At 72.5% G+C, this 20,509-nt stretch carries 20 protein-coding genes; 10 read left to right on the forward strand and 10 right to left on the reverse strand.

Annotated features, from left to right (window positions below):
* Nucleotides 1-11: 11 nt before the first annotated feature.
* The 5 genes from ABZ490_RS29935 to ABZ490_RS29955 all read right to left on the reverse strand — a co-directional run bounded on the left by ABZ490_RS29935 (nt 12) and on the right by ABZ490_RS29955 (nt 5,057).
* Nucleotides 12-497, reverse strand: coding sequence for a DUF6328 family protein (locus tag ABZ490_RS29935; protein ID WP_358996598.1), 486 nt, complete (start codon nt 495-497; stop codon nt 12-14).
* Nucleotides 498-549: 52 nt separating this feature from the next.
* Nucleotides 550-1,533: an aldo/keto reductase gene (locus ABZ490_RS29940; RefSeq protein WP_358996600.1), complete on the reverse strand. Its 984-nt coding sequence runs from the start codon at nt 1,531-1,533 to the stop codon at nt 550-552.
* Nucleotides 1,534-1,542: 9 nt separating this feature from the next.
* Nucleotides 1,543-2,148 carry a TetR family transcriptional regulator gene (locus tag ABZ490_RS29945; RefSeq protein ID WP_358996603.1) on the reverse strand — a complete coding sequence of 202 codons (606 nt, stop codon included), beginning with the start codon at nt 2,146-2,148 and terminating at the stop codon, nt 1,543-1,545.
* A complete protein-coding gene (locus ABZ490_RS29950) occupies nt 2,145-3,734 on the reverse strand; it encodes an MFS transporter (protein ID WP_358996606.1) in 1,590 nt (529 codons plus the stop codon). Before ABZ490_RS29950 ends, ABZ490_RS29945 begins: the two co-directional genes overlap by 4 nt.
* Nucleotides 3,735-3,845: 111 nt before the next feature.
* Nucleotides 3,846-5,057 carry an FAD-dependent monooxygenase gene (locus tag ABZ490_RS29955; protein WP_358996608.1) on the reverse strand — a complete coding sequence of 404 codons (1,212 nt, stop codon included), beginning with the start codon at nt 5,055-5,057 and terminating at the stop codon, nt 3,846-3,848.
* A gap of 355 nt (nt 5,058-5,412) precedes the next feature.
* On the opposite strand from ABZ490_RS29955, the gene ABZ490_RS29960 reads away from it, so the two are divergent.
* Both ABZ490_RS29960 and ABZ490_RS29965 read left to right on the forward strand, forming a co-directional pair.
* A complete protein-coding gene (locus ABZ490_RS29960; protein WP_358996611.1) occupies nt 5,413-5,820 on the forward strand; it encodes a tyrosinase cofactor in 408 nt (135 codons plus the stop codon).
* A 31-nt stretch (nt 5,821-5,851) separates the two neighbouring features.
* A complete protein-coding gene (locus ABZ490_RS29965) occupies nt 5,852-6,673 on the forward strand; it encodes a tyrosinase family protein (protein ID WP_358996614.1) in 822 nt (273 codons plus the stop codon).
* On the opposite strand, the gene ABZ490_RS29970 is transcribed toward ABZ490_RS29965, so the two are convergent.
* Together ABZ490_RS29970 and ABZ490_RS29975 are read right to left on the reverse strand one after the other, a co-directional pair.
* Nucleotides 6,674-7,384: a ribonuclease H gene (locus ABZ490_RS29970; protein ID WP_358996616.1), complete on the reverse strand. Its 711-nt coding sequence runs from the start codon at nt 7,382-7,384 to the stop codon at nt 6,674-6,676.
* A gap of 24 nt (nt 7,385-7,408) precedes the next feature.
* The gene (locus ABZ490_RS29975; protein WP_358996619.1) at nt 7,409-8,203 is read right to left on the reverse strand and encodes a VOC family protein; all 795 of its coding nucleotides are present in this window, start codon (nt 8,201-8,203) and stop codon (nt 7,409-7,411) included.
* Nucleotides 8,204-8,350: 147 nt separating this feature from the next.
* Between ABZ490_RS29975 and ABZ490_RS29980 the strand changes: the two genes are divergently transcribed.
* The 5 genes from ABZ490_RS29980 (at nt 8,351) to ABZ490_RS30000 (ending at nt 13,983) form a co-directional block, all read left to right on the forward strand.
* Nucleotides 8,351-9,367 (forward strand): zinc-binding alcohol dehydrogenase family protein, encoded by a 1,017-nt coding sequence (locus tag ABZ490_RS29980; RefSeq protein WP_358996874.1) that lies wholly within the window; start codon nt 8,351-8,353, stop codon nt 9,365-9,367.
* A 213-nt stretch (nt 9,368-9,580) separates the two neighbouring features.
* Nucleotides 9,581-11,023, forward strand: a complete 1,443-nt coding sequence (locus ABZ490_RS29985; protein ID WP_358996622.1) for a family 2B encapsulin nanocompartment shell protein — start codon at nt 9,581-9,583, stop codon at nt 11,021-11,023.
* Nucleotides 11,020-12,084: a family 2 encapsulin nanocompartment cargo protein terpene cyclase gene (locus ABZ490_RS29990; RefSeq protein ID WP_358996625.1), complete on the forward strand. Its 1,065-nt coding sequence runs from the start codon at nt 11,020-11,022 to the stop codon at nt 12,082-12,084. Before ABZ490_RS29985 ends, ABZ490_RS29990 begins: the two co-directional genes overlap by 4 nt.
* Nucleotides 12,085-12,140: 56 nt before the next feature.
* Nucleotides 12,141-13,013, forward strand: coding sequence for a geranyl diphosphate 2-C-methyltransferase (locus ABZ490_RS29995; RefSeq protein WP_358996628.1), 873 nt, complete (start codon nt 12,141-12,143; stop codon nt 13,011-13,013).
* A 73-nt stretch (nt 13,014-13,086) separates the two neighbouring features.
* Nucleotides 13,087-13,983: an aminoglycoside phosphotransferase family protein gene (locus tag ABZ490_RS30000; RefSeq protein WP_358996631.1), complete on the forward strand. Its 897-nt coding sequence runs from the start codon at nt 13,087-13,089 to the stop codon at nt 13,981-13,983.
* Between the two features lie 38 nt (nt 13,984-14,021).
* On the opposite strand, the gene ABZ490_RS30005 is transcribed toward ABZ490_RS30000, so the two are convergent.
* Entirely contained in the window at nt 14,022-14,504 is a 483-nt protein-coding gene (locus ABZ490_RS30005) for a VOC family protein (protein WP_358996634.1), read from the reverse strand.
* A 122-nt stretch (nt 14,505-14,626) separates the two neighbouring features.
* On the opposite strand from ABZ490_RS30005, the gene ABZ490_RS30010 reads away from it, so the two are divergent.
* The 3 genes from ABZ490_RS30010 to ABZ490_RS30020 all read left to right on the forward strand — a co-directional run bounded on the left by ABZ490_RS30010 (nt 14,627) and on the right by ABZ490_RS30020 (nt 17,196).
* The gene (locus ABZ490_RS30010; RefSeq protein WP_358996637.1) at nt 14,627-15,832 is read left to right on the forward strand and encodes an epoxide hydrolase family protein; all 1,206 of its coding nucleotides are present in this window, start codon (nt 14,627-14,629) and stop codon (nt 15,830-15,832) included.
* Between the two features lie 121 nt (nt 15,833-15,953).
* On the forward strand, nt 15,954-16,592 hold the full coding sequence (locus ABZ490_RS30015) for an ATP-dependent Clp protease proteolytic subunit (protein ID WP_358996640.1): 639 nt from the start codon (nt 15,954-15,956) through the stop codon (nt 16,590-16,592).
* 1 nt (nt 16,593) lies between these two features.
* Nucleotides 16,594-17,196 carry an ATP-dependent Clp protease proteolytic subunit gene (locus ABZ490_RS30020; RefSeq protein WP_358996643.1) on the forward strand — a complete coding sequence of 201 codons (603 nt, stop codon included), beginning with the start codon at nt 16,594-16,596 and terminating at the stop codon, nt 17,194-17,196.
* Between the two features lie 7 nt (nt 17,197-17,203).
* On the opposite strand, the gene ABZ490_RS30025 is transcribed toward ABZ490_RS30020, so the two are convergent.
* Together ABZ490_RS30025 and ABZ490_RS30030 are read right to left on the reverse strand one after the other, a co-directional pair.
* Entirely contained in the window at nt 17,204-17,593 is a 390-nt protein-coding gene (locus tag ABZ490_RS30025) for a helix-turn-helix transcriptional regulator (protein ID WP_358996646.1), read from the reverse strand.
* A 75-nt stretch (nt 17,594-17,668) separates the two neighbouring features.
* Nucleotides 17,669-20,365, reverse strand: coding sequence for a hypothetical protein (locus ABZ490_RS30030; protein ID WP_358996649.1), 2,697 nt, complete (start codon nt 20,363-20,365; stop codon nt 17,669-17,671).
* Between the last annotated feature and the right edge of the window lie 144 nt (nt 20,366-20,509).

Genomic DNA, 20,509 nt, shown 5'->3' on the forward strand with positions numbered 1-20,509 from the left:
CGTACCGGGTCTCATGTCGACGTGTGCCGGTGGCGGGCCCACGCCGGCAGTCCGAACCAGCACAGCAGGTACCAGGCGACCACGGCGACGACGAGCCAGACGACGTGGTCGCCGTGGGTCGCGACGCGCAGGATCAGCAGCAGCGCGCAGGTCATGGTGGCGAGGAGCAGCAGCAGGCCGACGAAGGTCAGCCGGGAGGCCCACGCCACGGCCTCCGGTTTGATGCGCCGGCCCGAGACCAGCCGGTGCAGGGACACGGGCCCGATCAGGGCGCCGGTGGCGGAGGCGCCGAGGACGACCGTGGTGATGTAGATGGCCTGGTCGGTGTCGTTCAGGGTGGTGTACTTCGGGGTGAACGCCACCGTGAGCAGGAATCCGAACAGGATCTGGACGCCGGTCTGGGCGACGCGGACCTCCTGGATGAGGTCGCTCCACATTCGGTCGGCCCGCTCGTCCTCGGTCTCGTCACGGCCGGCGCGCCGCTCTGCCGGGTCCATGCGGCCCGGGTAACCCGGGCCGCCGGTCCTCAAACGGAGCTGGGGGGCACCGCTACCAGCGGGGCTCGACCTGCGCCTTGATCCGCCGGTCGTACAGGTCCCGGATCGCCGTCAGGGTCTCCTCGGACAGCTCGGGCAGCCGTGCCGCGTCCGCGTTGGCGCGGGCCTGCTCGGGCGAGCGGGCGCCCGGGATCACCGTGGTCACACCGGGCTGCTGGACGATCCAGCGCAGGGCGAGCTGGGCCGGGGTGTATCCCTCGGGCGCGAGGGCGGCGAACCGGGCGGCGGCCTCGACGCCGGTGGCGTAGTCGACGCCGGAGAAGGTCTCGCCCTGGTCGAAGGCCTCGCCGTGGCGGTTGTAGGTGCGGTGGTCGTTCTCGGGGAAGACCGTGTCCTTGGTGTACTTGCCGGAGAGCAGGCCGGAGGCGAGCGGGACGCGCGCGATGATGCCGACGCCGGCCTCCCGGGCCGCCGGGAGCACCTCGTGCAGGGGCTTCATCCGGAACGGGTTGAGGATGATCTGGACGCCGGCCACACCAGGGCGGGCGATGGCGGTGAGCGCCTCGGCGGCGGTCTCCACGCTGACGCCGTAGTGGGCGATGCGCTCCTCCTCGACGAGGGTGTCGAGGGCGTCGAAGACCTCGTCGCTGGAGTAGACGGGGGTGGGCGGGCAGTGCAGCTGGACCAGGTCGATGCGGTCGACGCCGAGGTTGCGGCGGGAACGGTCGTTCCAGGCGCGGAAGTTGTCCAGGACGTAGTTCTCGGGGATCTGTTCGACGCGGCGGCCCATCTTCGTGGCGACCAGCACATGCAGGTCGGGGCGGCTGCTGAGGAAGGTGGCGATGGTCTGCTCGCTGCGGCCGTCCCCGTAGACGTCGGCGGTGTCGAAGAACGTCACCCCCGACTCGGCAGCCGCCTCCAGTACCGTGAGGGCTTCCTTGTCGTCGACGTCTCCCCAGTCGGCGCCCAGTTGCCAGGTGCCGAGACCGACGACGGACGCATGCTGACCTGACCTGCCGAATTCGCGCTCTTCCATGGTGTCACCCTACGGGGTCAGCTGGGCCTGGACCGTCGGGCCGTAGCGGTCGACGATCTCCTCCACCGCCATCGCGCGCAGCGCCTCGCCCCGGGCGATGCCGAACATCACGCCCAGGCCGAGGAGGGTGGCGAGGGCGAGTTCGGCGCGCTGCCGGGGATCGGGGCCGTCGAGGCGGGCGGCGAGTCGTTCGGTGACCTGGGTGCGGAAGTTGGCGCGCAGGACGTCCCCGTGGTCGCCGTGCAGGGGGGCGAACGCGATGCGCAGGACGGGGTCGGCGCCGCGCTCTCGCTGGCCGACCACGACATGCCGGACCATGTGCCGGCCCAGCTCCTCCACGGGCGCGTCGAGAAGTGAGGCGGCGTCCTCCTCGAACGACATCACCCGGGCGAAGAGGGCGTCCTTGTTGCCGAAGTACTTCAGGACCAGCGGTGCGCTCACCCCGGCCCGTTCCGCGACGGCCTTGAGGGTGAGGTCCGCGTGGGAGTGACGGACGAGGAGGTGACGGGCGGCCCGCAGGATGGCCGCCTTGGTCGCCTCGGCGTCACGGCGGGCGGGGGCGGGCGAGGCACCCGCGGCCGCGGGGGTACCGGGTGTGGTGTTCACAGCACTCATGCTGCCCCCATCGCCCCGTCCCCGGTGGCGGGGGTACGGCCGCGGACCGGGTCGGCCGCCTCGGTCCGGGGGCCGGACCGGGCCGCGGGGCCGGACCGGGCCGCGGGACCGAGCTCGGACTCGGTGTCGGACTCGGTGTCGGACTCGGTGTCGGTGTCGGTGTCGGTGTCAGTGTCGCCGGGGATGGTCAGGGCCACCGCGCAGGCCGCCAGGGCGATCGCGCCCGCCATGGCGAAGGCCAGCAGATAGCCGTGCAGGGTGGGCACCGGGGCGCCCCCGACGAGGCTGGTGTGATGGACCAGGACGGCGGCGACGGCGGCGCTGGAGACGGCCTGGCCGATGGTGCGCATCAGGACGTTGACGCCGTTCGCCGAGGCGGTCTGCCCGGCCGGTACGGCGCGCAGGATCAGTGCGGGCAGCGCGGAGTAGGCGAGGGTGGTGCCGGTGGCCACGACCGCCGCCCCCACCATGATCATCCACAGGTCGCGGCTGTCGGCGATGCGCACGGCGTATCCGGCGGCGATGACGGCGGCGCCCAGCGCGAGGGTGACGCGCGGCCCCCTGGCGGCGGAGATCCGTGCGGAGAGGGGGGAGAACAGCAGCATGGTGACGCCGCCGGGCAGCAGGCACAGTCCGGTCTGGACGATGGAGAGCCCGAGCCCGTAGCCGCTGGCCCTGGGCGCCTGCACCAGCTGGGCCGTCACGAGGGAGTTGGCGTAGAACGCGAAGCCGGTCAGCAGCGCCGCCACATGGGAGAGCCCGACCCGGGGCCGGGACACCAGCCGCAGATCCACCAGCGGCCGTTCGGCCCGCAGTTGGCGCCACCACCACAGGGCGAGCACCACGACGGCCGTGAGGAAGAGGCCCACGATCCTGGGACTGCCCCAGCCCCACTGGCCGCCCTGGGACACGGCGAGGAGCAGGCAGACGAGCCCCGCGGCCAGCCCCAGCGCGCCCGCCACGTCGAACCGGCCGGGCTCGCGCACGGGCGACTCCGGCACCGCCCACCGGATCAGCGCGACGCCGGTGGTGCCGAGGGCGGCGGTGACCCAGAACATGGTGTGCCAGTCGGCGTACTGGATGACCATGGCCGCCGCCGGCAGCCCGAGCGCGGCGCCGATGCCGACGGTGGAGCTCATCAGCGCGATCGCGGAGCCCCGGCGCTCCGCGGGGAGTTCGTCGCGCAGGATGCTGATGGACAGCGGGACGACGGAGGACGCGGCGCCCTGGAGGGCGCGGGCCGCGATGAGCACGCCGATCTGGGAGGTCAGCGCGCAGATCACCGAGCCGGCGGCCATCAGGGCGAAGGAGAGCAGCAGGACGCGCCGCTTGCCGTACATGTCGCCGGCGCGGCCGAGGACCGGGGTGAGGACGGCGCCGGAGAGCAGCGAGGCGGTCACCATCCAGGAGACCGCGGCGGGCGAGGCGCCGGTCAGCCGGGGCAGGTCGGGCAGGAGGGGGACGACGACGGTCTGCATGACCGCCATCAGGATCCCGCAGTACGCCAGGACCAAAATCGCGAACCGAGCCCTCGGGCCGGTGGCGTCATCCCTGGTCGGGGCGGGTATCGGGACGGGCGACGCCATGGACACTCCAGCGGCCGGCACGGTGGCGAAGAATGAGTGAATGTGAATTCACCGTAGCAGTGAATTCACATTCACCCAAGGGGGTGCAGCCTTGCCGGGGGCCGGCGGACGCTACTTGCGGGCCGCCAGGGCCCTGCTGTGGGCGCTGCGGGCGATCCTCGGGCCGAGCCAGCGCTTGAGGCGGCGCAGGGCGTCGAGCTGTCCGGCGGCGCGGTCGAGGCGGTAGTAGAGCTGGGGCGGGACGTACGGCAGCAGGGGCGAGTGGCGCTGGCCGAGCAGGGCGAACATCTGCTCCGGGGGGAGGTCGATGTACCGGGTGAGGTTCTCGTACCACTGGGCGCTGAGGCGGGCGGCGCTCTGCTGGGGCAGCAGGGCGGTGCGGCGCTCGCGCTCGTAGCGGGCGAGGGCCTCGGGGAGGCCGCCGCCCCCGGCGAGCGCGTCGGCGAGGGCGAGGGAGTCCTCCAGGGCGAGGGTGGTGCCGGCGCCGATGGAGTAGTGGGTGGTGTGGGCGGCGTCGCCGAGGAGGACCAGGTTGTCGCGGTACCAGGTGCGGTTGGTGAGGGTGCGGAAGGTCAGCCACGGAGAGCCGCCGTCGGCGCCGGCCCGGCCGATCAGGGGGTGGCCCTCGAGGATGTGCGCGAAGAGCTTCTCCAACTGGACCAGGCCGTCCGTCTCGCTCGCCCGGTCCAGGCCGAGTCCGGCACAGGTCTCGGGGGCGCACTCGATGACACAGGTGCTCTGTGCGGTGCTGAAGGGGTAGCCGTAGCACCAGATCCAGCCGTGTTCGGTCTCCACGAAGGCGAAGGTGAAGGAGTCGAAGACCTTGCTGGTGCCGAGCCAGACGTAGGAGTTGCGGCCGGGTGCGAGTGCGGCGCCGAAGTGGTCGGCGTGCCGGGTGCGCAGCGCGCTGTGGACGCCGTCGCCGGCCACGACCAGGTCCGCGTCGGGCAGGTCGTCGGCCGTGACCGCGCACTCGAACTCCAGCCGTACGCCGAGTGCGCGGGCGCGTCCGGCGAGGATCTCCAGGAGTCTGTGGCGGCCGATGCCGTGGCCCTCGTCGCCGGGCTGACGGGTCGACAGGTCCCGTACATGGGCGACGCCCTGGTTCCAGACGACGGAGTGCTCCTCGATCGCGCGGGCCGACTCGGGGTCGCGGGCGCGGAGCTTGTCGAGGAGTCCCTGCCAGTAGGTGACACCCCAGCCGTACGTCGAGCCCTCGGGGTTGCGCTCGAGGACGGTGACGTCGTGGGACGGGTCCTGCAGCTTGAGCAGGATGGAGAGATACAGGCCGGCGGGCCCGCCGCCGACACAGGCGACCTTCACGCTTACCCCTTGGGATGACCAGAAGTGATCGATTGACGACGCAGGGTAGCAGTGCCCAGCCCCCTTCCCCTGACGCGCCACCTCCTGCTTTCCGCCAGTTTCTCCAGGTGAGCCGCACCACGGGCGGCGCATTCGCACGCGAAAGATCACCGGAAGGAGGGGCTCCAGGGAAAGGAATTGCCTCTTCCGCCCTCAATCCGCCCCCACCGCGCCAAGATCATCTTGGTTCAAGATTGCACGACATGTGAGTGATTGTCCGGATCACGGCCAACCGGTCCCGAAGGATTTCTCCCGCCCCCGATGTCCTCGATAGGCATGCCGGGTCGGCACCCGAACCCACCTCAGGAGACCCCGCATGCCCGACCTCAGCCGCCGTCGCGCGCTCACCGCCGCGACCGCCCTCGCCGGCGCCACGGCGCTCGCCGTCCCCGCGGCCCGCGCGAGCGACCCCGCGCACGACCACGGCCCGTCCCACGACGCCCCCGCCGCCCACGACTCCCCGGCCGCCTTCGACGAGGTCTACAAGGGCCGGCGGATACAGGGCCGGCCGTCCTCCGGAGGCGGCCATCACCACCACGGCGGCGGCTACACGGTGTCCGTTGACGGCGTCGAACTGCACGTCATGCGCAACGCCGACGGCACCTGGATCAGCGTCGTCAGCCACTACGACCCGGTGGCCACCCCGCGGGCCGCCGCCCGGGCCGCGGTCGACGAGCTGCAGGGCGCCCGGCTGCTGCCCTTCCCCGCGTCGCCCGCCAACTGACCTTCCCGCACGCCCTTTTGGAGCACCGCAGATGACCGTCCGCAAGAATCAGGCGTCCCTGTCCGCCGAGGAGAAGCGGCGTTTCGTCGCCGCCGTCCTCGAACTCAAGCGCAGCGGCCGCTACGACGACTTCGTCACCACGCACAACGCGTTCATCCTCGGCGACACCGACGACGGCGAGCGCACGGGCCACCGTTCACCGTCCTTCCTGCCGTGGCACCGCCGGTTCCTGCTGGAGTTCGAGCGGGCGCTGCAGTCGGTGGACGCGTCGGTGGCGCTGCCGTACTGGGACTGGTCCACCGACCGCTCACCGCGCTCCTCGCTGTGGGCGCCGGACTTCCTCGGCGGCACCGGGCGCAGCCGGGACGGGCAGGTGATGGACGGGCCGTTCGCCGCGTCGGCCGGGAAGTGGCCGGTCAACGTCCGCGTGGACGGCCGTACTTATCTGCGCCGGTCGCTGGGCACGAGCGTGCGCGAGCTGCCCACCCGGGCCGAGGTCGACTCGGTGCTGGCGATGGCGACGTACGACATGGCGCCCTGGAACAGCGCCTCGGACGGCTTCCGCAACCATCTGGAGGGATGGCGCGGGGTCAATCTGCACAACCGGGTCCATGTCTGGGTCGGCGGGCAGATGGCGACCGGTGTCTCCCCCAACGATCCGGTGTTCTGGCTGCACCACGCCTACATCGACAAGCTGTGGGCCGAGTGGCAGCGCCGGCACCCGGGGTCGGCGTACGTACCGGGCGGCGGGACGCCGGACGTCGTGGATCTGAACGAGACCATGAAGCCGTGGAACGACTCGACCCCGGCGGCCCTGCTCGACCACACCCCGCACTACACGTTCGACGTCTGATCAGGCCTCGGCGGTACGGCACTCGGGGTGGCCCCAGCCCTGGGCGTTCTTGGCGATCTGCTCACCGGCCGCGTAGCCCCGGCCGCACACACAGCGGCCGGGGAACTTGGCCTTGATCGTGCGCGGGGAGGCCCCGCCGCCGGAGGCCGAACCGGCCTTCCGGCGGGGCGACTTGGTCCCGCCGGAACGGGCCTGCTTCGGGGTGTCCGGGGACGGCGGCGGCTCCGGGGAGCCCTGCTCGCTGCCGGCCGCCCGCTGGACGCTCGCCGCCTGGCTGGCGGCGCGGTCGGCGAAGTCGTTGAGCGGGTCGCCGTCGACCTGGTGGGCGGGGACGTAACGGAACTCCACCGAGCGCCCGTCGAGCAGTTCGTCGATGCGCACGACGAGTTCCTGGTTGGCGACCGGCTTGCCCGCCGACGTCTTCCAGCCGTTGCGCTTCCAGCCGGGCAGCCAGGTGGTGACGGCCTTCATTGCGTACTGCGAGTCCATCCGGACCTCGAGCGGCACACCGGGGTCGGTGGCGGCCAGCAGGCGTTCCAGCGCGGTGAGTTCGGCGACGTTGTTGGTGGCCCTGCCGAGCGGGCCCGCCTCCCAGCGGGCCGGGCCCTCCGCGTCGTCGGAGACCACCCATGCCCAGCCGGCCGGTCCCGGGTTCCCCTTCGAAGCCCCGTCGCACGCGGCCACCACACGTTCACGCATGGGCACGATCATGCCATGGCCGCGCACGGGGTCCGGTCAGACCGGCGTGGTCTTCGGCAGCTCGCCCTCGGTGGTGGTGACGTCGATCACCGAGAAGTTGGCGCCCTGCGGGTCGCTGAGCGCGGCGAACCGCCCGAAGGGGCTGCTCATCGGGCCGAAGCGCAGCACGGCGCCGAGCTTGGTCGCCTTCGCCACCGCCTCGTCGCAGTCGCCGACGATGAAGTACACGTTGACGTAGGACGGCACCTCGGGCGGGAAGTCGTCCGTCATCCGCATCCGGCCGAGGACCGTGGTGTCGCCGACGTCGAACATGCGGAAGTCGACGTTGTCGTCCTCGATCTGCCGGGCGGTGTACGGGAAGACGGAGGAGAAGAACGTGTCCGCCCGGTCGGGCTCACGGGTGAAGACCTCGGCCCAGCCGTAGGCACCGGGGACGGCCTCGGCCTCGAAGCCCTCGTGGGTCCCCGCCTGCCAGACGCCGAACACCGCGCCGCTGGGCTCCCGCGCCAGGCACATCGTGCCGAAGTCGCCGACCTGCATCGGTTCCATCAGCACCTCGCCGTGGTGCGCGCGGATCTTGGCCGCCGTCGCGGCCGCGTCCGGGGAGGCGAGGTACAGACACCACTGCGACTGGCCCTCCTGGCCGGGCATCGGCGGGACGACGGCGGCGACCGCCTTGCCGTCGACGTAGGCCTGGGTGTAGTTGCCGTACTCCGACGACGACTCGCCGAAGGTCCAGCCGAGGACCTCGCCGTAGAAGGTCTTGGCGCCCTCGACGTCGGTGAACATCGCGTCGGCCCAGCACGGGGTTCCCTCTGGTTGTACGGCCATGTCGGCGGCCCTTCCGAAGAGACGACTGTGTCCGAATCCTCACGCTAGTCACCCGCTCGTCGGCGCGCGCGCCGAACGCCCCCGTCCGTCCCACACTGGGAGGGGACGGTCCGGCGGCAGGACGGGGCGGTCATGACGGACGGGACGATGGGCGCCTGGTCGGTGGCCGAGCCGGGGCCGGTGACCGGGGAGCCGCTGCGGCTGGTGCGTCGGCCGGTGCCGGTGCCCGGCGACGACGAGCTGCTGGTCCGGGTGCGTGCCTGCGGGGTGTGCCGGACCGATCTGCATGTCACCGAGGGTGATCTGCCGGTGCGGCGGCCCGGGGTGACACCCGGGCACGAGGTGGTCGGGGTGGTGGCGGGGCGGGGTGCCGCGGTGCGGGGGTTCGCGCCGGGCGACCGGATGGGTGTGGCCTGGCTGCGCCGCACCTGCGGGGTGTGCGCGTACTGCGCCCGGGGCGCCGAGAACCTCTGCCCGGCGTCGTCGTACACGGGCTGGGACGCCGACGGCGGCTACGCCGAGTACACGACCGTGCCGGCCGCGTTCGCCCATCCGCTGCCGGACGGGGTGGACGAGGTGGCGCTCGCGCCGCTGCTGTGCGCGGGCATCATCGGCTACCGGGCGCTGCGGCGGACCGCGCTGCCGCCGGGCGGGCGGCTCGGGCTGTACGGCTTCGGGGGCAGCGCTCATCTGTGCGCGCAGGTGGCGCTGGCCCAGGGCGCCCGGGTGCACGTCCTGACCCGGGGAGCCGCGGCGCGGCGGCTGGCGCTGGAGCTGGGGGCGGCCTCGGCGGGGGACGCCCACGGGGCCCCTCCGGAGCCGCTGGACGCGGCGATCCTGTTCGCGCCGGCCGGCGAGCTGGTGCCGGTGGCGCTGCGGGCGCTGGACCGGGGCGGGGTGCTGGCGGTCGCCGGGATCCATCTCAGCGACGTACCGCCGCTGCGCTACGAGAGCGAGCTGTTCTACGAGAAGCAGCTACTCAGCGTCACCTCCAACACCCGCGTCGACGCACGGGAGTTCCTGACGCTGGCGGCGCGGCTCGGCGTCCGGGCCACAACACACGCGTATCCCCTGTCACGGGCCCCGGACGCGCTGCGGGATCTCGCCGCAGGTCAGTTCGATGGCGCAGCCGTTCTGGTGAACGATCTTTCCCAACCCTCCTGATCGCGGCGCGCGGGAGTGATCGCCCCCTGTCCTGATGCATTTACGGCGCCTTCCTCACCATCCGCCCCGCTGTGCACCCTTGACACCCGCATCCGCCCCTTTCGCGCCGTACCCCTCGGTCACCGAGGGTGTTTGGCTGGTGCCTGCGGATCTTCGCAACCGATCTTCGCGAACCGTCCGCCCAGCTCCGCGCACCAGCTCTCTGGAGAGAATGTGTCCACACCGGACAGTGCCACCGCTTCCGCTCTCGACGAACCCCCCTTCGAGCCGTCGGCCGACGGGCAGCTCACCAGCCTCAGCACCCGGGCGGCCCGCCAGCTCGCCACCACCCACAAGTCCGAACCGCAGATGCAGGCGATCAGCTCGCGCTGGCTGCTGCGCATGCTGCCGTGGGTGGACGTGAAGGGCGGCACCTACCGGGTCAACCGGCGTCTGCAACTGTCCGTCGGCCGGGGCCGGGTGCAGTTCGAGCACAACGGCGCCGACGACGTCCGGGTCCTCCCGGACACCCTCACCGAGCTGCGGGTGCTGCGCGGCTACTCCGACAACGGGGCCCTGGCCGACCTGGCGTCCCGCTTCCAGACCCGTGAGGTCCGGCCCGGTCAGGTGATCTTCGAGGCGGGTCAGCCGGTCACGGAGACCTATCTCGTCGTGCACGGCCGGTTCACCCGGTACACGGCCGGCAAGTACGGCGGGGAGGAGATCGTCGGGGTCGTCTCCGGCGGCGACCAGCTCGGCGAGGAGGCCATCGGACAGGACGACCCGCTGTGGCTGTCCTCGGTGCGCGCGGAGACCTCGGGTGTGCTGCTGGTGCTGCCGGGGGACGTGCTGCGCGAGTTCCTCGCCCGGGTGCCCTCACTCGCCGCGCACCTGGAGGCCTACGCCGAGCAGCAGCGGCGGCCGATGAACCGCAAGGGCGAGGCGGAGCAGCCGCTCCGGGCCGGCCACACCGGCGAGCCGACCATCGGTGCGGGCTATGTCGACTACGAGCTCTCGCCGCGCGAGTACGAGCTGTCGCTGACCCAGACCGTGCTGAAGGTGCACACCCGGGTCGCCGATCTCTACAACCACCCGATGGACCAGACCCAGCAGCAGCTGCGGCTCACGGTCGAGGAGATCCGGGAGCGCCAGGAGTGGGAGCTGGTGAACAACCGGGAGTTCGGGCTGCTGCACAACGTCGACTACGGTCAGCGGGTCAGCACCTTCACCGGGCCGCCGACCCCGGACGACATGGACGAGCTGCTGTCGATGCGGCGCAAGACCAAGCTGTTCCTCGCCCATCCCAAGGCGATCGCGGCGTTCTTCCGGCAGTGCAACCGGCGCGGTCTGGTGCCGGGCACGGCGACCGTGGAGGGCCATGAGATCCCGGCCTGGCGCGGGGTGCCGATCTTCCCGTGCAACAAGATCCCGATCAGCGAGCAGCACACCAGCAGCATCATCGCGCTGCGCCTGGGCGAGGCCGACCAGGGCGCGGTGGGCCTGTACCAGACGGGCATCCCGGACGAGTTCCAGCCGGGGCTGAACGTGCGGTTCATGGGGATCGACGCCAACTCGATCATCCGGTACCTGGTCACCGCGTACTACTCGATGGCGCTGCTGGTGCCGGACGCGGCGGGCATCCTGGAGAACGTCCAGATCGGCCGGACGGCCGAGTGACGGCGGGGAGTGTGGCGCTGGGCGGCGCGGGGGGCGCGCTGCCCGGACCGCCGAACCTCGCCGCGAGCCTCACGGCCCGCCACAGTGGTGCGATCCCGGGGCTGCGGCACCGGGAGGTCGCCCCCGCCGACCCGGAGAAGGCGGCGGAGGTCGACCGCCGGCTGGAGGAGTGGGCGCGCGGCCTGGATCTGTTCCCGACCACCTGGAACGGCGACTTCACGGGGTTCCAGTTCGGCCGGGCCGTGGTGCTCCAGCATCCGGGCGCCGCCGATCTGGACCGGCTCACGGCGGCCGGCAAGCTGCTGCTCGCGGAGAACGTCGTGGACAGCTGCTACTGCGAGGAGGACGAGGGCCGGGGCGGCTCCCGCACCGGGCTGGCCGGCCGGCTGATCCTGGCGCAGTCGGCGCTCGACCCCTTCCACGGGCCGCCCGTCCACCAGGAGGAGTGGACACGGGGCATGCAGACCGACGGTCCGCTGCGCTCCTACTTCTGGGCGCTGAAGGACTACGCGGCCCTCGCCACGCCCAGCCAGACCGACCGGTTCGTGCACGACATGGCCCGGCTGCACCTGGGCTACCTCGGCGAGGCGGCCTGGATGGAGACCGGGTACCGGCCCAAGGTCTGGGAGTACCTGGTGATGCGGCAGTTCAACAACTTCCGGCCGTGTCTGTCGATCGTCGACGCGGTCGACGGCTACGAACTCCCCGAGCAGCTCTACGCCCGCCCGGAGATCCAGCGGGTCACGGCGCTCGCCTGCAACGCCACCACGATCGTGAACGACCTGTACTCCTTCACCAAGGAGCTGGCGTCCGACCCGACCCATCTCAATCTGCCGCAGGTCGTGGCCGCCAACGACCGGCGCGGGCTGAAGGCCGCCTATCTGAAGTCGGTCGACCTCCACAACGAGGTCATGGAGGCGTTCGAGTCGGAGTCGGCGGTGCTCGCCGCGACCTCGCCGCTCGTCGAGCGCTATCTCCGGGGTCTGTCGGACTGGGTGGCCGGCAACCACGAGTGGCACGCCACCAACACCCATCGCTACTCGCTGCCCAACTACTGGTGAGCAGCGTTTTCTTGACCGTTCATCATGCACAGCAAGGCAAGGAGTCACCGTTGACCATGACCCCCGAGGCTCTGACCGAGTCCATCGACCTGCCGACCCAGTCCGTCTACCAGAACCGGATCGCGGACTACTGGAACGCGGAGGAGAACCCGGTCAACCTCGAACTGGGCCGGATCGACGATCTCTACCACCATCACTACGGCGTCGGTGACGCCGACCGGTCGGTGCTCGACGAGCCCGATCCCCAGCTGCGCAAGGAGCGGATCACCACCGAACTGCACCGGCTGGAGCACGCCCAGGCGGAACTCCTGGCCTCCCGGCTCGGCCCGCTCACCCCGTCCGACCGGGTCTTCGACGCCGGCTGCGGGCGCGGTGGCGGCAGCGTCACGGCCCATCTGCGCTACGGCTGCCACGCGGACGGGGTGACGATCTCCGCCAAGCAGGCCGCGTTCGCCAACGAGCAGGCCCGCAAGCGGGGCATCGACGCCAAGGTGCGCTACCACCACCGCAACATGCTGGACACGGGCCTGGAGACCGGTGCGTACGCGGCCTCCTGGAACAACGAGTCGAGCATGTACGTCGAGCTGGACCTGCTGTTCGCCGAGCACGCCCGGGTGCTGCGCCGCGGCGGCCGCTACGTCGTGATCACCGGCTGCTACAACGACACGTACGGGCAGGCCTCGCGCGAGGTGTCGCTCATCAACGCGCACTACATCTGCGACATCCACCCCCGCTCCCGGTACTTCCGGGCGATGGCGGACAACCGGCTGGTGCCGGTCCATGTGGAGGACCTCACCGCGACGGCCATCCCGTACTGGGAGCTGCGCCGGCAGGCCGACCACCTGGTCACGGGCATCGAGGACACGTTCCTGACCGCCTACAAGAACGGCAGCTTCCAGTATCTGATGATCGTGGCCGACCGGGTCTGAGCCGCCCGACCGACGCCCGTGCCGTCCCAATATCGTTGGACGGCACGGGCGTCGGTCCGCTGCAATGAGCCGCATGTGTGCCCAGAGGATGCACCCGGACGAGGTCGATCTCGACGCCCCGCTGGTGAGCCGGCTGATCGACGACCAGTTCCCCGAGTGGGCGGGTCTGCCCGTACGGCGGCTGCCGTCCTCCGGGACGGAGAACGCGATGTTCCGGCTGGGCACCGACAAGGTGATCCGGCTCCCCCGGCATCCCCGCGCGGTGGAGAGCGTGGCACACGAGCAGCGCTGGCTGGCCCGGCTGGGGCCGGGTCTGCGGGTCGCCGCGCCGGTGCCGCTGGCGGAGGGCGCCCCCGGCGCGGACTTCCCGTGGCCGTGGTCCGTCTACCGCTGGCTGGACGGACGTAACCCGGTCGCGGGAGCCGTCGAGGAACCGCGGCGGCTGGCGGCGGACCTCGGGGCGTTCGTCGCCGGGCTGCGCGAGGTCGACGTCCGGGACGGGCCGCCGAACTGCCGCGGTATCCCGCTCGGCGAACGCGACGCCTTCACCCGGGACGCCCTGGCACAGCTGCGGGGGCGGATCGACACCGACGCGCTCACCGCCCTGTGGGAGGAGGCGCTGCGGGTGCCTCGGCGGACCGCGCCGGGGGTGTGGGCGCACGGGGATCTGTCGCCCGGGAACGTCCTGGTCGCCGGAGGGCGGCTGAGCGCCGTGATCGACTTCGGCACGGTCGGTGTGGGCGATCCGGCCGTCGACCTGATCCCGGCCTGGAACCTGCTGCCCGCCTCGGCACGCGGCACGTTCCGGGACGCGGTGGGCGCGGACGACGACGAATGGGCGCGCGGCCGGGGCTGGGCCCTGTCGATCTCGCTGATCCAGCTGCCGTACTACTGGGACACCAACCCCGCGCTGGCGGAGAACTCCCGGCATGTGATCGGGGAGATCCTCACGGAGGCCCGGGCCGGGTAGCGCGTCCGCGCCGTGCGGCCCTCACCGGGCCGCCGCCGTCACCCGCCGGCGTGGGCCCTGCGCAGTTCCGCGATGTCGAGCTTGCCCATGGAGAGCATGGCCTTCATGGCCCTGGCCGCCTTCTCCTGGTCGGGGTCGGTGATCATCGCCGTGAGCTCGGTCGGGACGACCTGCCAGGACACGCCGTACTTGTCCTTGAGCCAGCCGCACGGGCCGGGCTCGCCGCCGCCCTCGGTGAGCCTGGCCCAGTAGTGGTCGACCTCGTCCTGGTCGGCGCAGTCGATCTGGAAGGAGATCGCCTCGCTGAAGGTGAACTCGGGGCCGCCGTTGATCCCGATGAACTTCTGCCCGTTGGCGGTGAATTCCACCGTGACCACGGTTCCGGCGGGTCCGGGTCCGGCCTCGGTGTAGCGGGCCACCCGTCCGACCGCGGCGTTGTCGAAGATCGACACGTAGTACTGGGCGGCCTCCTCGGCCTGGCCGTCGAACCAGAGGCACGTGGTGAATCCGTCGGTGGTCATGGGGTCCCTCCTGGGGCGTGGAACGCGGTCACCAGTGTCGACCGGCGGACGCCGTGGAAGTCATCGGTCCGGCCGGAAACAATCCGGATGGCGCAGGGGCCCCCGAACTAGCATCCGGTCCCATGACGTCATCGACCGCGGACAGCGGCATCCGTCCCTATCGCCTCGACATCCCGCAGCGCGACCTCGACGATCTGCACGACCGGCTGGACCGCACCCGCTGGCCGGAGGGGCTGCCCGCCGACGGCTGGGCGTACGGCGTGCCGGGCGACTATCTGCGCGACCTGGCCCGGTACTGGCGCGAGGAGTACGACTGGCGGGCGGCGGAGGCCCGGCTGAACGAGTGGCCGCAGTTCACCACCACGATCGACGGCACACACCTCCACTTCGCGCATGTGCGCTCCCCCGAACCGGACGCGACCCCGCTGATCCTCACCCATGGCTGGCCGGGCTCGATCGTGGAGTTCCTGGACGTGGTGGGTCCGCTCGCCGATCCGGCGGCGCACGGCGCGGACCCGGCCGACGCCTTCCATGTCGTCGTACCGGGCATCCCGGGGTTCGGGCTGTCCGGGCCGGTCACCGGCGCGGGCTGGGAGGCGGGCCGGGTCGCGGACGCCTGGGCCGAGCTGATGACCCGGCTGGGCTACGAGCGGTTCGGGGCACAGGGCGGCGACTGGGGAGCGGCGATCTCCCGCGAACTCGGACGCGCCCACACCGGCCGGGTGATCGGCGTCCATCTGAACCTGCTGCCGGGGGCCCAGGCGACCCGGGAGCCCACGCCCGGGGAACTGGCGGCGATGAGCCCCGGGGAACGGGAGCGCGCGCGGGAGTCCTGGCGCCGGTGGGCGGCGTTCTCGGCGGAGGGCATCGGCTACGCCGCCCAGCAGTCCACCCGTCCGCAGACCCTGGCGTACGGCCTGACCGACTCCCCGGTGGGCCAACTCGCCTGGATCGTCGAGAAGTTCCGTGAGTGGACGGACTCGGAGGAGCTGCCGGAGGAGGCGGTCGACCGGGACCGGCTGCTCACCAACGTGATGCTGTACTGGCTGACGGGGACGGCCGGTTCGTCCGCGCGGATCTACTACGAGCGCCTGCACGCGGGGTCCGGGAGGAAGGCCGCGCCGCACGAGCCGTCCGCCGCGCCGACCGCCCTCGCGCTGTTCCCGGCGGAACCGCAGATCCCGCTGCGGGAACGGGCGGAGCGGACGGAGAACCTGGTGCGCTGGACGGAGTTCGACCGGGGCGGCCACTTCGCGGCGATGGAGGAGCCCGATCTGCTGGTGGACGACGTGCGGGCCTTCTTCCGGCAGCTGCGCGAGAAGGACTGAGGAAGGACTGAGGAGTCCCTCTGCCCAGGGCCGATCTGCCGCGGGCAGAGAAACCGGCCGCGGGCGCGGTCCGGGGCCGACAGTGAGGGCGACGGCATCCCCGCGACCCCGAGGAGAACCGATGCCCGCACCGACCACGCTCACCCCACGGGCCGAGGACGGCGACACCCCGTCCACCCGGTTCGACGACCATCTCGCCGCCCAGCTCCTCGCCCAGCGGATCGTGCTGCTGGGCACCCAGGTCGACGAGGTGTCGGCGAACCGGGTCTGCGCCCAGCTGCTGATCCTCTCGGCGGAGGACCCGCACACCGACATCGCCCTGTTCGTCAACAGCCCGGGCGGCTCGGTGCACGCCGGGCTGGCCGTCTACGACACCATGCGGCTGATCCCCAACGACGTCTCGACGCTCGCCCTGGGCTTCGCCGCCAGCATGGGCCAGTTCCTGCTGAGCGTGGGCGCGCCCGGCAAGCGGTACGCGCTGCCGAACGCCCGGGTGATGATGCACCAGCCGTCGGCCGGGATCGGCGGCACCACGGCCGACATCGAGATCCAGGCGGAGAACCACGAGTTCACCAAGCGGACCATCGAGCGGCTCACCGCCGAGCACACCGGCCAGACGCCGGAGACGATCGCGCGGGACGGCGACCGCGACCGCTGGTTCACGGCCGAACAGGCCCGGGAGTACGGCATCGTGGACCGGGTGGTGGACTCGTTCACCGAGGTCCGGCCGGCCCCGGCGCGGCGACGGATGGGGCTGTGACATGGCGAACTACACGATTCCGTACGTGGTCGAGCGCACCGCGCAGGGCGAGCGGTCCTCCGATGTGTTCAGCCGGCTGCTGTCGGAGCGGATCGTCTTCCTCGGCACCGAGATCGACGACGGGGTGGCCAATGTCGTCATCGCGCAACTCCTCCATCTGGAGTCGGCGGCCCCGGAGCAGGAGATCGCGCTCTACCTCAACTCGCCCGGCGGCTCGTTCACCTCGCTGATGGCGATCTACGACACGATGACGTTCGTCCGGGCGCCGATCTCCACGTTCTGTGTCGGGCAGGCGGCCTCGACGGCGGCCGTGCTGCTGGCGGGCGGGGATCCGGGCCGCCGGTTCGTGCTGGAGCACGCGCGGGTGCTGCTCGGACAGCCGGCCAGCGGCGGCCGTCAGGGCACGGTCTCGGACCTGGCGCTCCAGGCCCGGGAGATGGTCCGCATCCGCGCCCAGGTGGAGCAGGTGCTCGCCCGGCACACCGGTCACGACCCGGCCGTCCTGCGCGCGGACATGGACCGCGACAAGGTGTTCACCGCCCGGGAGGCGGTGGCGTACGGGCTGGCCGACGAGGTGCTGAGCCGACGCCTCGTCGGCGTCTGATCCACCGTCAGGCGACCAGGCAGAGGCCGTCGTACGGGGAGGTCGTCGTCGTACGGCGGTGGCGGGCGGGTCGGGCGTCGAGCCGGACCAGTTCGCCCTGGGCCCTGGCCAGCAGGTCGCCGAGGCTCAGGCCGAGGGCGTGCGCGGCGGCCGCGAGGACTTCCGAGGAGGCCTCCTTGCGGCCGCGCTCCACCTCGGAGAGATAGGGCATGGAGATCCGGGCCGCGTCCGCGACGTCCTGCAACGTGCGTTCCTGGGACTGGCGTTCGCGGCGCAGGACGTCTCCGACGAGGTCGCGCCAGAGGGGTTCCCGGGGCGCGGGCCGCTCGGGGTCCGGCCGGCCGGCGGGCGGGCGCAGGGGGATCACACGGGCTCGGTTCGGCGCTTGATCGGTCACCGCTCCAGCCTAGGAGCCGGGGGCGTGCCGGGAAGGGGTTCCGGTTGCGCCCTCGGTGGAATCGGGCGCCCGCCGTCAGGGGCCGGACGAGTAGGAGGACTGCTGCTGGAGGCTGCCGCCGTCGGTGGGCTGCTGGGTCATGGAGACGGCCGCCGCACCGGCCAGGACGGTGGCGACGGCGGTCGCGGCGGCCACGACCACCGCGGTGACCGGCGCGGTCAGCGTGGCCCAGGAGCGGAAGGAGCGCACCAGCCGCCACTGCACACCCGCCCGCGCCACCAGGCGCCACTCCCAGTACATGCCGAGGACCAGGCAGAACACGATGAGCCAGCCGATGCGCAGCCCGCTCGCCAGGCCGAGGTCCGTCACCTGGCGGGAGTAGGGGTAGAACAGCAGGAGCAGTTCGGGCACGAGCAGGGCCGCCAGCAGGAACTGGGCCTTCATCACGGGGGTGCGGCCGGGCAGCCGGGTGCTGAAGTAGCCGTAGAACGCCCCGTACGCCGACCAGCGCAGGGTGTGCTCGGCGAGGGCGAGCAGCTGGCCCAGGGTGAGTTCGGGCAGCAGTCTGCGCACCGCGTACCACTCGATGGCCATGACGGGCAGGGCGAGGAGGAAGGCGACGAGGGCGCCGTGCACCCCGTTGCGCCAGGGGCTGCGGGCGCCGCCGCTGGACAGCGGCGGAGGTTCCTCTCCGCCGCCGAGGCGGCGCCAGTCCTCGTCGAAGCGGTCCGGCGCGAGGCTGCCGTCGGCCAGGCCGTCGCGGGCCTTGAGGAACATCGGGCGCTGGGCAGACTGGAGCAGCGCCCAGCGTGCGTAGCGGCGGACGACGGCGGCGTGCTCGGTCCGGTCGACGGCGGCCAGCCGACGGCCCTCGACGCGCCGTTCCTCGCCGCGCAGCAGGAGGGAGAAGCCGAGGAGGGCGGCGGCGACCGGCAGGACGTCGGTGACGTTGCTGTGCTCGGCGGCGACCACCGGGTTGACCGTGAGCACGACGAAGGCGACGCCGAGGGCGGCCGCGCGCTCCTTCTCCATCGTGCGGGCGTGCCCGGTCAGGGGCATCGGCAGCCGGCAGCTGTGCCAGCGTCTGCGGACCATCACGGCGATCGCCACGACCATGAAGGCGCCGGCCGCGTGGAAGGCGATGTCCACCAGGGTGGCCTCGAAGAGCCGGGGGTGCGGGGTGGAGGCGAGCACGGTCCCGGGGGTGCCGAAGGCGCGGGTGACGTCGACCGGGAGGTACATCAGCAGCGCGGTCACCCCGGCGGCGAGCAGCCACCCTCGGCCCCGGGCGCCGAGGAGCAGCGTCGCGCGGGTCAGCGCGGGCCACCACAGCAGTCCGAGCCCGATGAGCAGCAGCGCCTCGGAGGTGGGCGAGTCTCCTCCCTCGGCGGCGATCAGCCGTCCCCAGCCGGTCACCACACAGGCCGCCAGGGCCGCGACCACGCCGACGGCGCTCCAGAGGCAGGGCGCGCGGAAGCCGACGGGAGCCACGAGGGGCACCGCGGCCGCGGCCGCCACGGCGAGGAGCGGTCCGCCCGCCGTCTCCGGCAGCGACACCCCGCCCGCCCCGTACACGAGGACCAGGGCGGCCTCGACGGCCACGCCCAGGCCGGTGACCGCGGCGAGGGCCAGGAACGCGCGGCGGTGCGGCACCTGCTGGACCGGTTCCCCGGGTCGCTTCAGGACGTTGTACAGGGCGGGCAGCAGGTACAGCAGTCCGACGGGGACGGCCACGCCCCACCAGGTGATCAGGACCGTGGCCACCGCCGAGCGCGCGGCGGCGGCGGTGATGCGCGGAGACTCCCAGGCCACGACCGCGAACAGGATGCCGAGGAGGGTGAAGATCCACAGGGGGGTGCTCACGGCGGGCCGTCGTCCGTCCGTGCCGAGTGCGTCGAAGCTGCGCAGGCCGTAGGCGGCCCCGACGCCGATGAGCAGGAAGCCCAGCATGATGCCCAGGGTGACGGGGACGGGTTCGGTGAAGGACGGGGTGAAGCGCGGGCCGGTCTCGGCGGAGGGCTCCGGCAGGAAGCCGAGGGCCCGGGTGCCGGCCGCCCGGAAGACGACCGAGGTGGCGGCTCCGTCGGCGTCGAGGGGTGCCAGGACGGCACGCCCGGGGCTCTGCCGGACGGGCCGGGTCCCGGTGATGCCGGTGATGCCGGTGTCCTTCCCGTGGACCCGTACGTCCAGGGCCCAGCGGGTGCCGACCGGCCCCGGGGCCTCGGCGGGGCGGACGGTGAACCGGAAGTCGCCGTCCCAGGCGCAGGGGCGGCGGCAGGTCTCCTCCAGCGTCCAGGCGACGACCGCCCGCCGCCGTGGCCCGTCCTGGGTCACCTCGGGTGCCGTCAGCCGGCGGTCGGTGCCGCCGTCGCTGCGCAGTCCCTCCCCCGCCACATAGCGGACGTCACCGGCGATCACGTCGTCGAGGCGGGCGGCTCCGGCCGCGGCCCGGCCCTCCCTGATCGCCGTCAGGAGGGGGTCGCCGGGGCGCAGGAGGAGGGTGTGCCGGACCGTGGCCCGCCAGGTGCCGGGGCCGACGGTGAGGTCGGCGCGGGTGGTGAGGACGCGGGGCGGGTGCGGGGCACGGACGGCCCGCTCCCAGTCCGCCCCGTCCGCGGGAGCTCCGCCGGCCGTGGTGCCGGTCCCCGCCCCGTCGTGACCGAGCCGGCCGGTGGACAGATGCACGGCGGCGACGCACACCAGCGCCAGCAGCCCCGCGAGGAACCACCGCGCCCCCACCCCGTACGGGCCCCGTTCCCCCGACGCTCTCATCCGCCGCTCCCCCGTGTACCTGCCGTGAATGTAGCGCCGGCGCGGGCGGACGGGGAGCCTTCTGTCACGGACCCGGCACGGAGCGTGGCGGAGGGACTCGTTCCCTTCGGTACGCATGTCCCGGCGGAGTCGGGGTACCCGCCC

This window comes from Streptomyces sp. NPDC005811, assembly GCF_040630405.1.
In the GTDB taxonomy this organism is placed as follows: Bacteria; Actinomycetota; Actinomycetes; order Streptomycetales; family Streptomycetaceae; genus Streptomyces.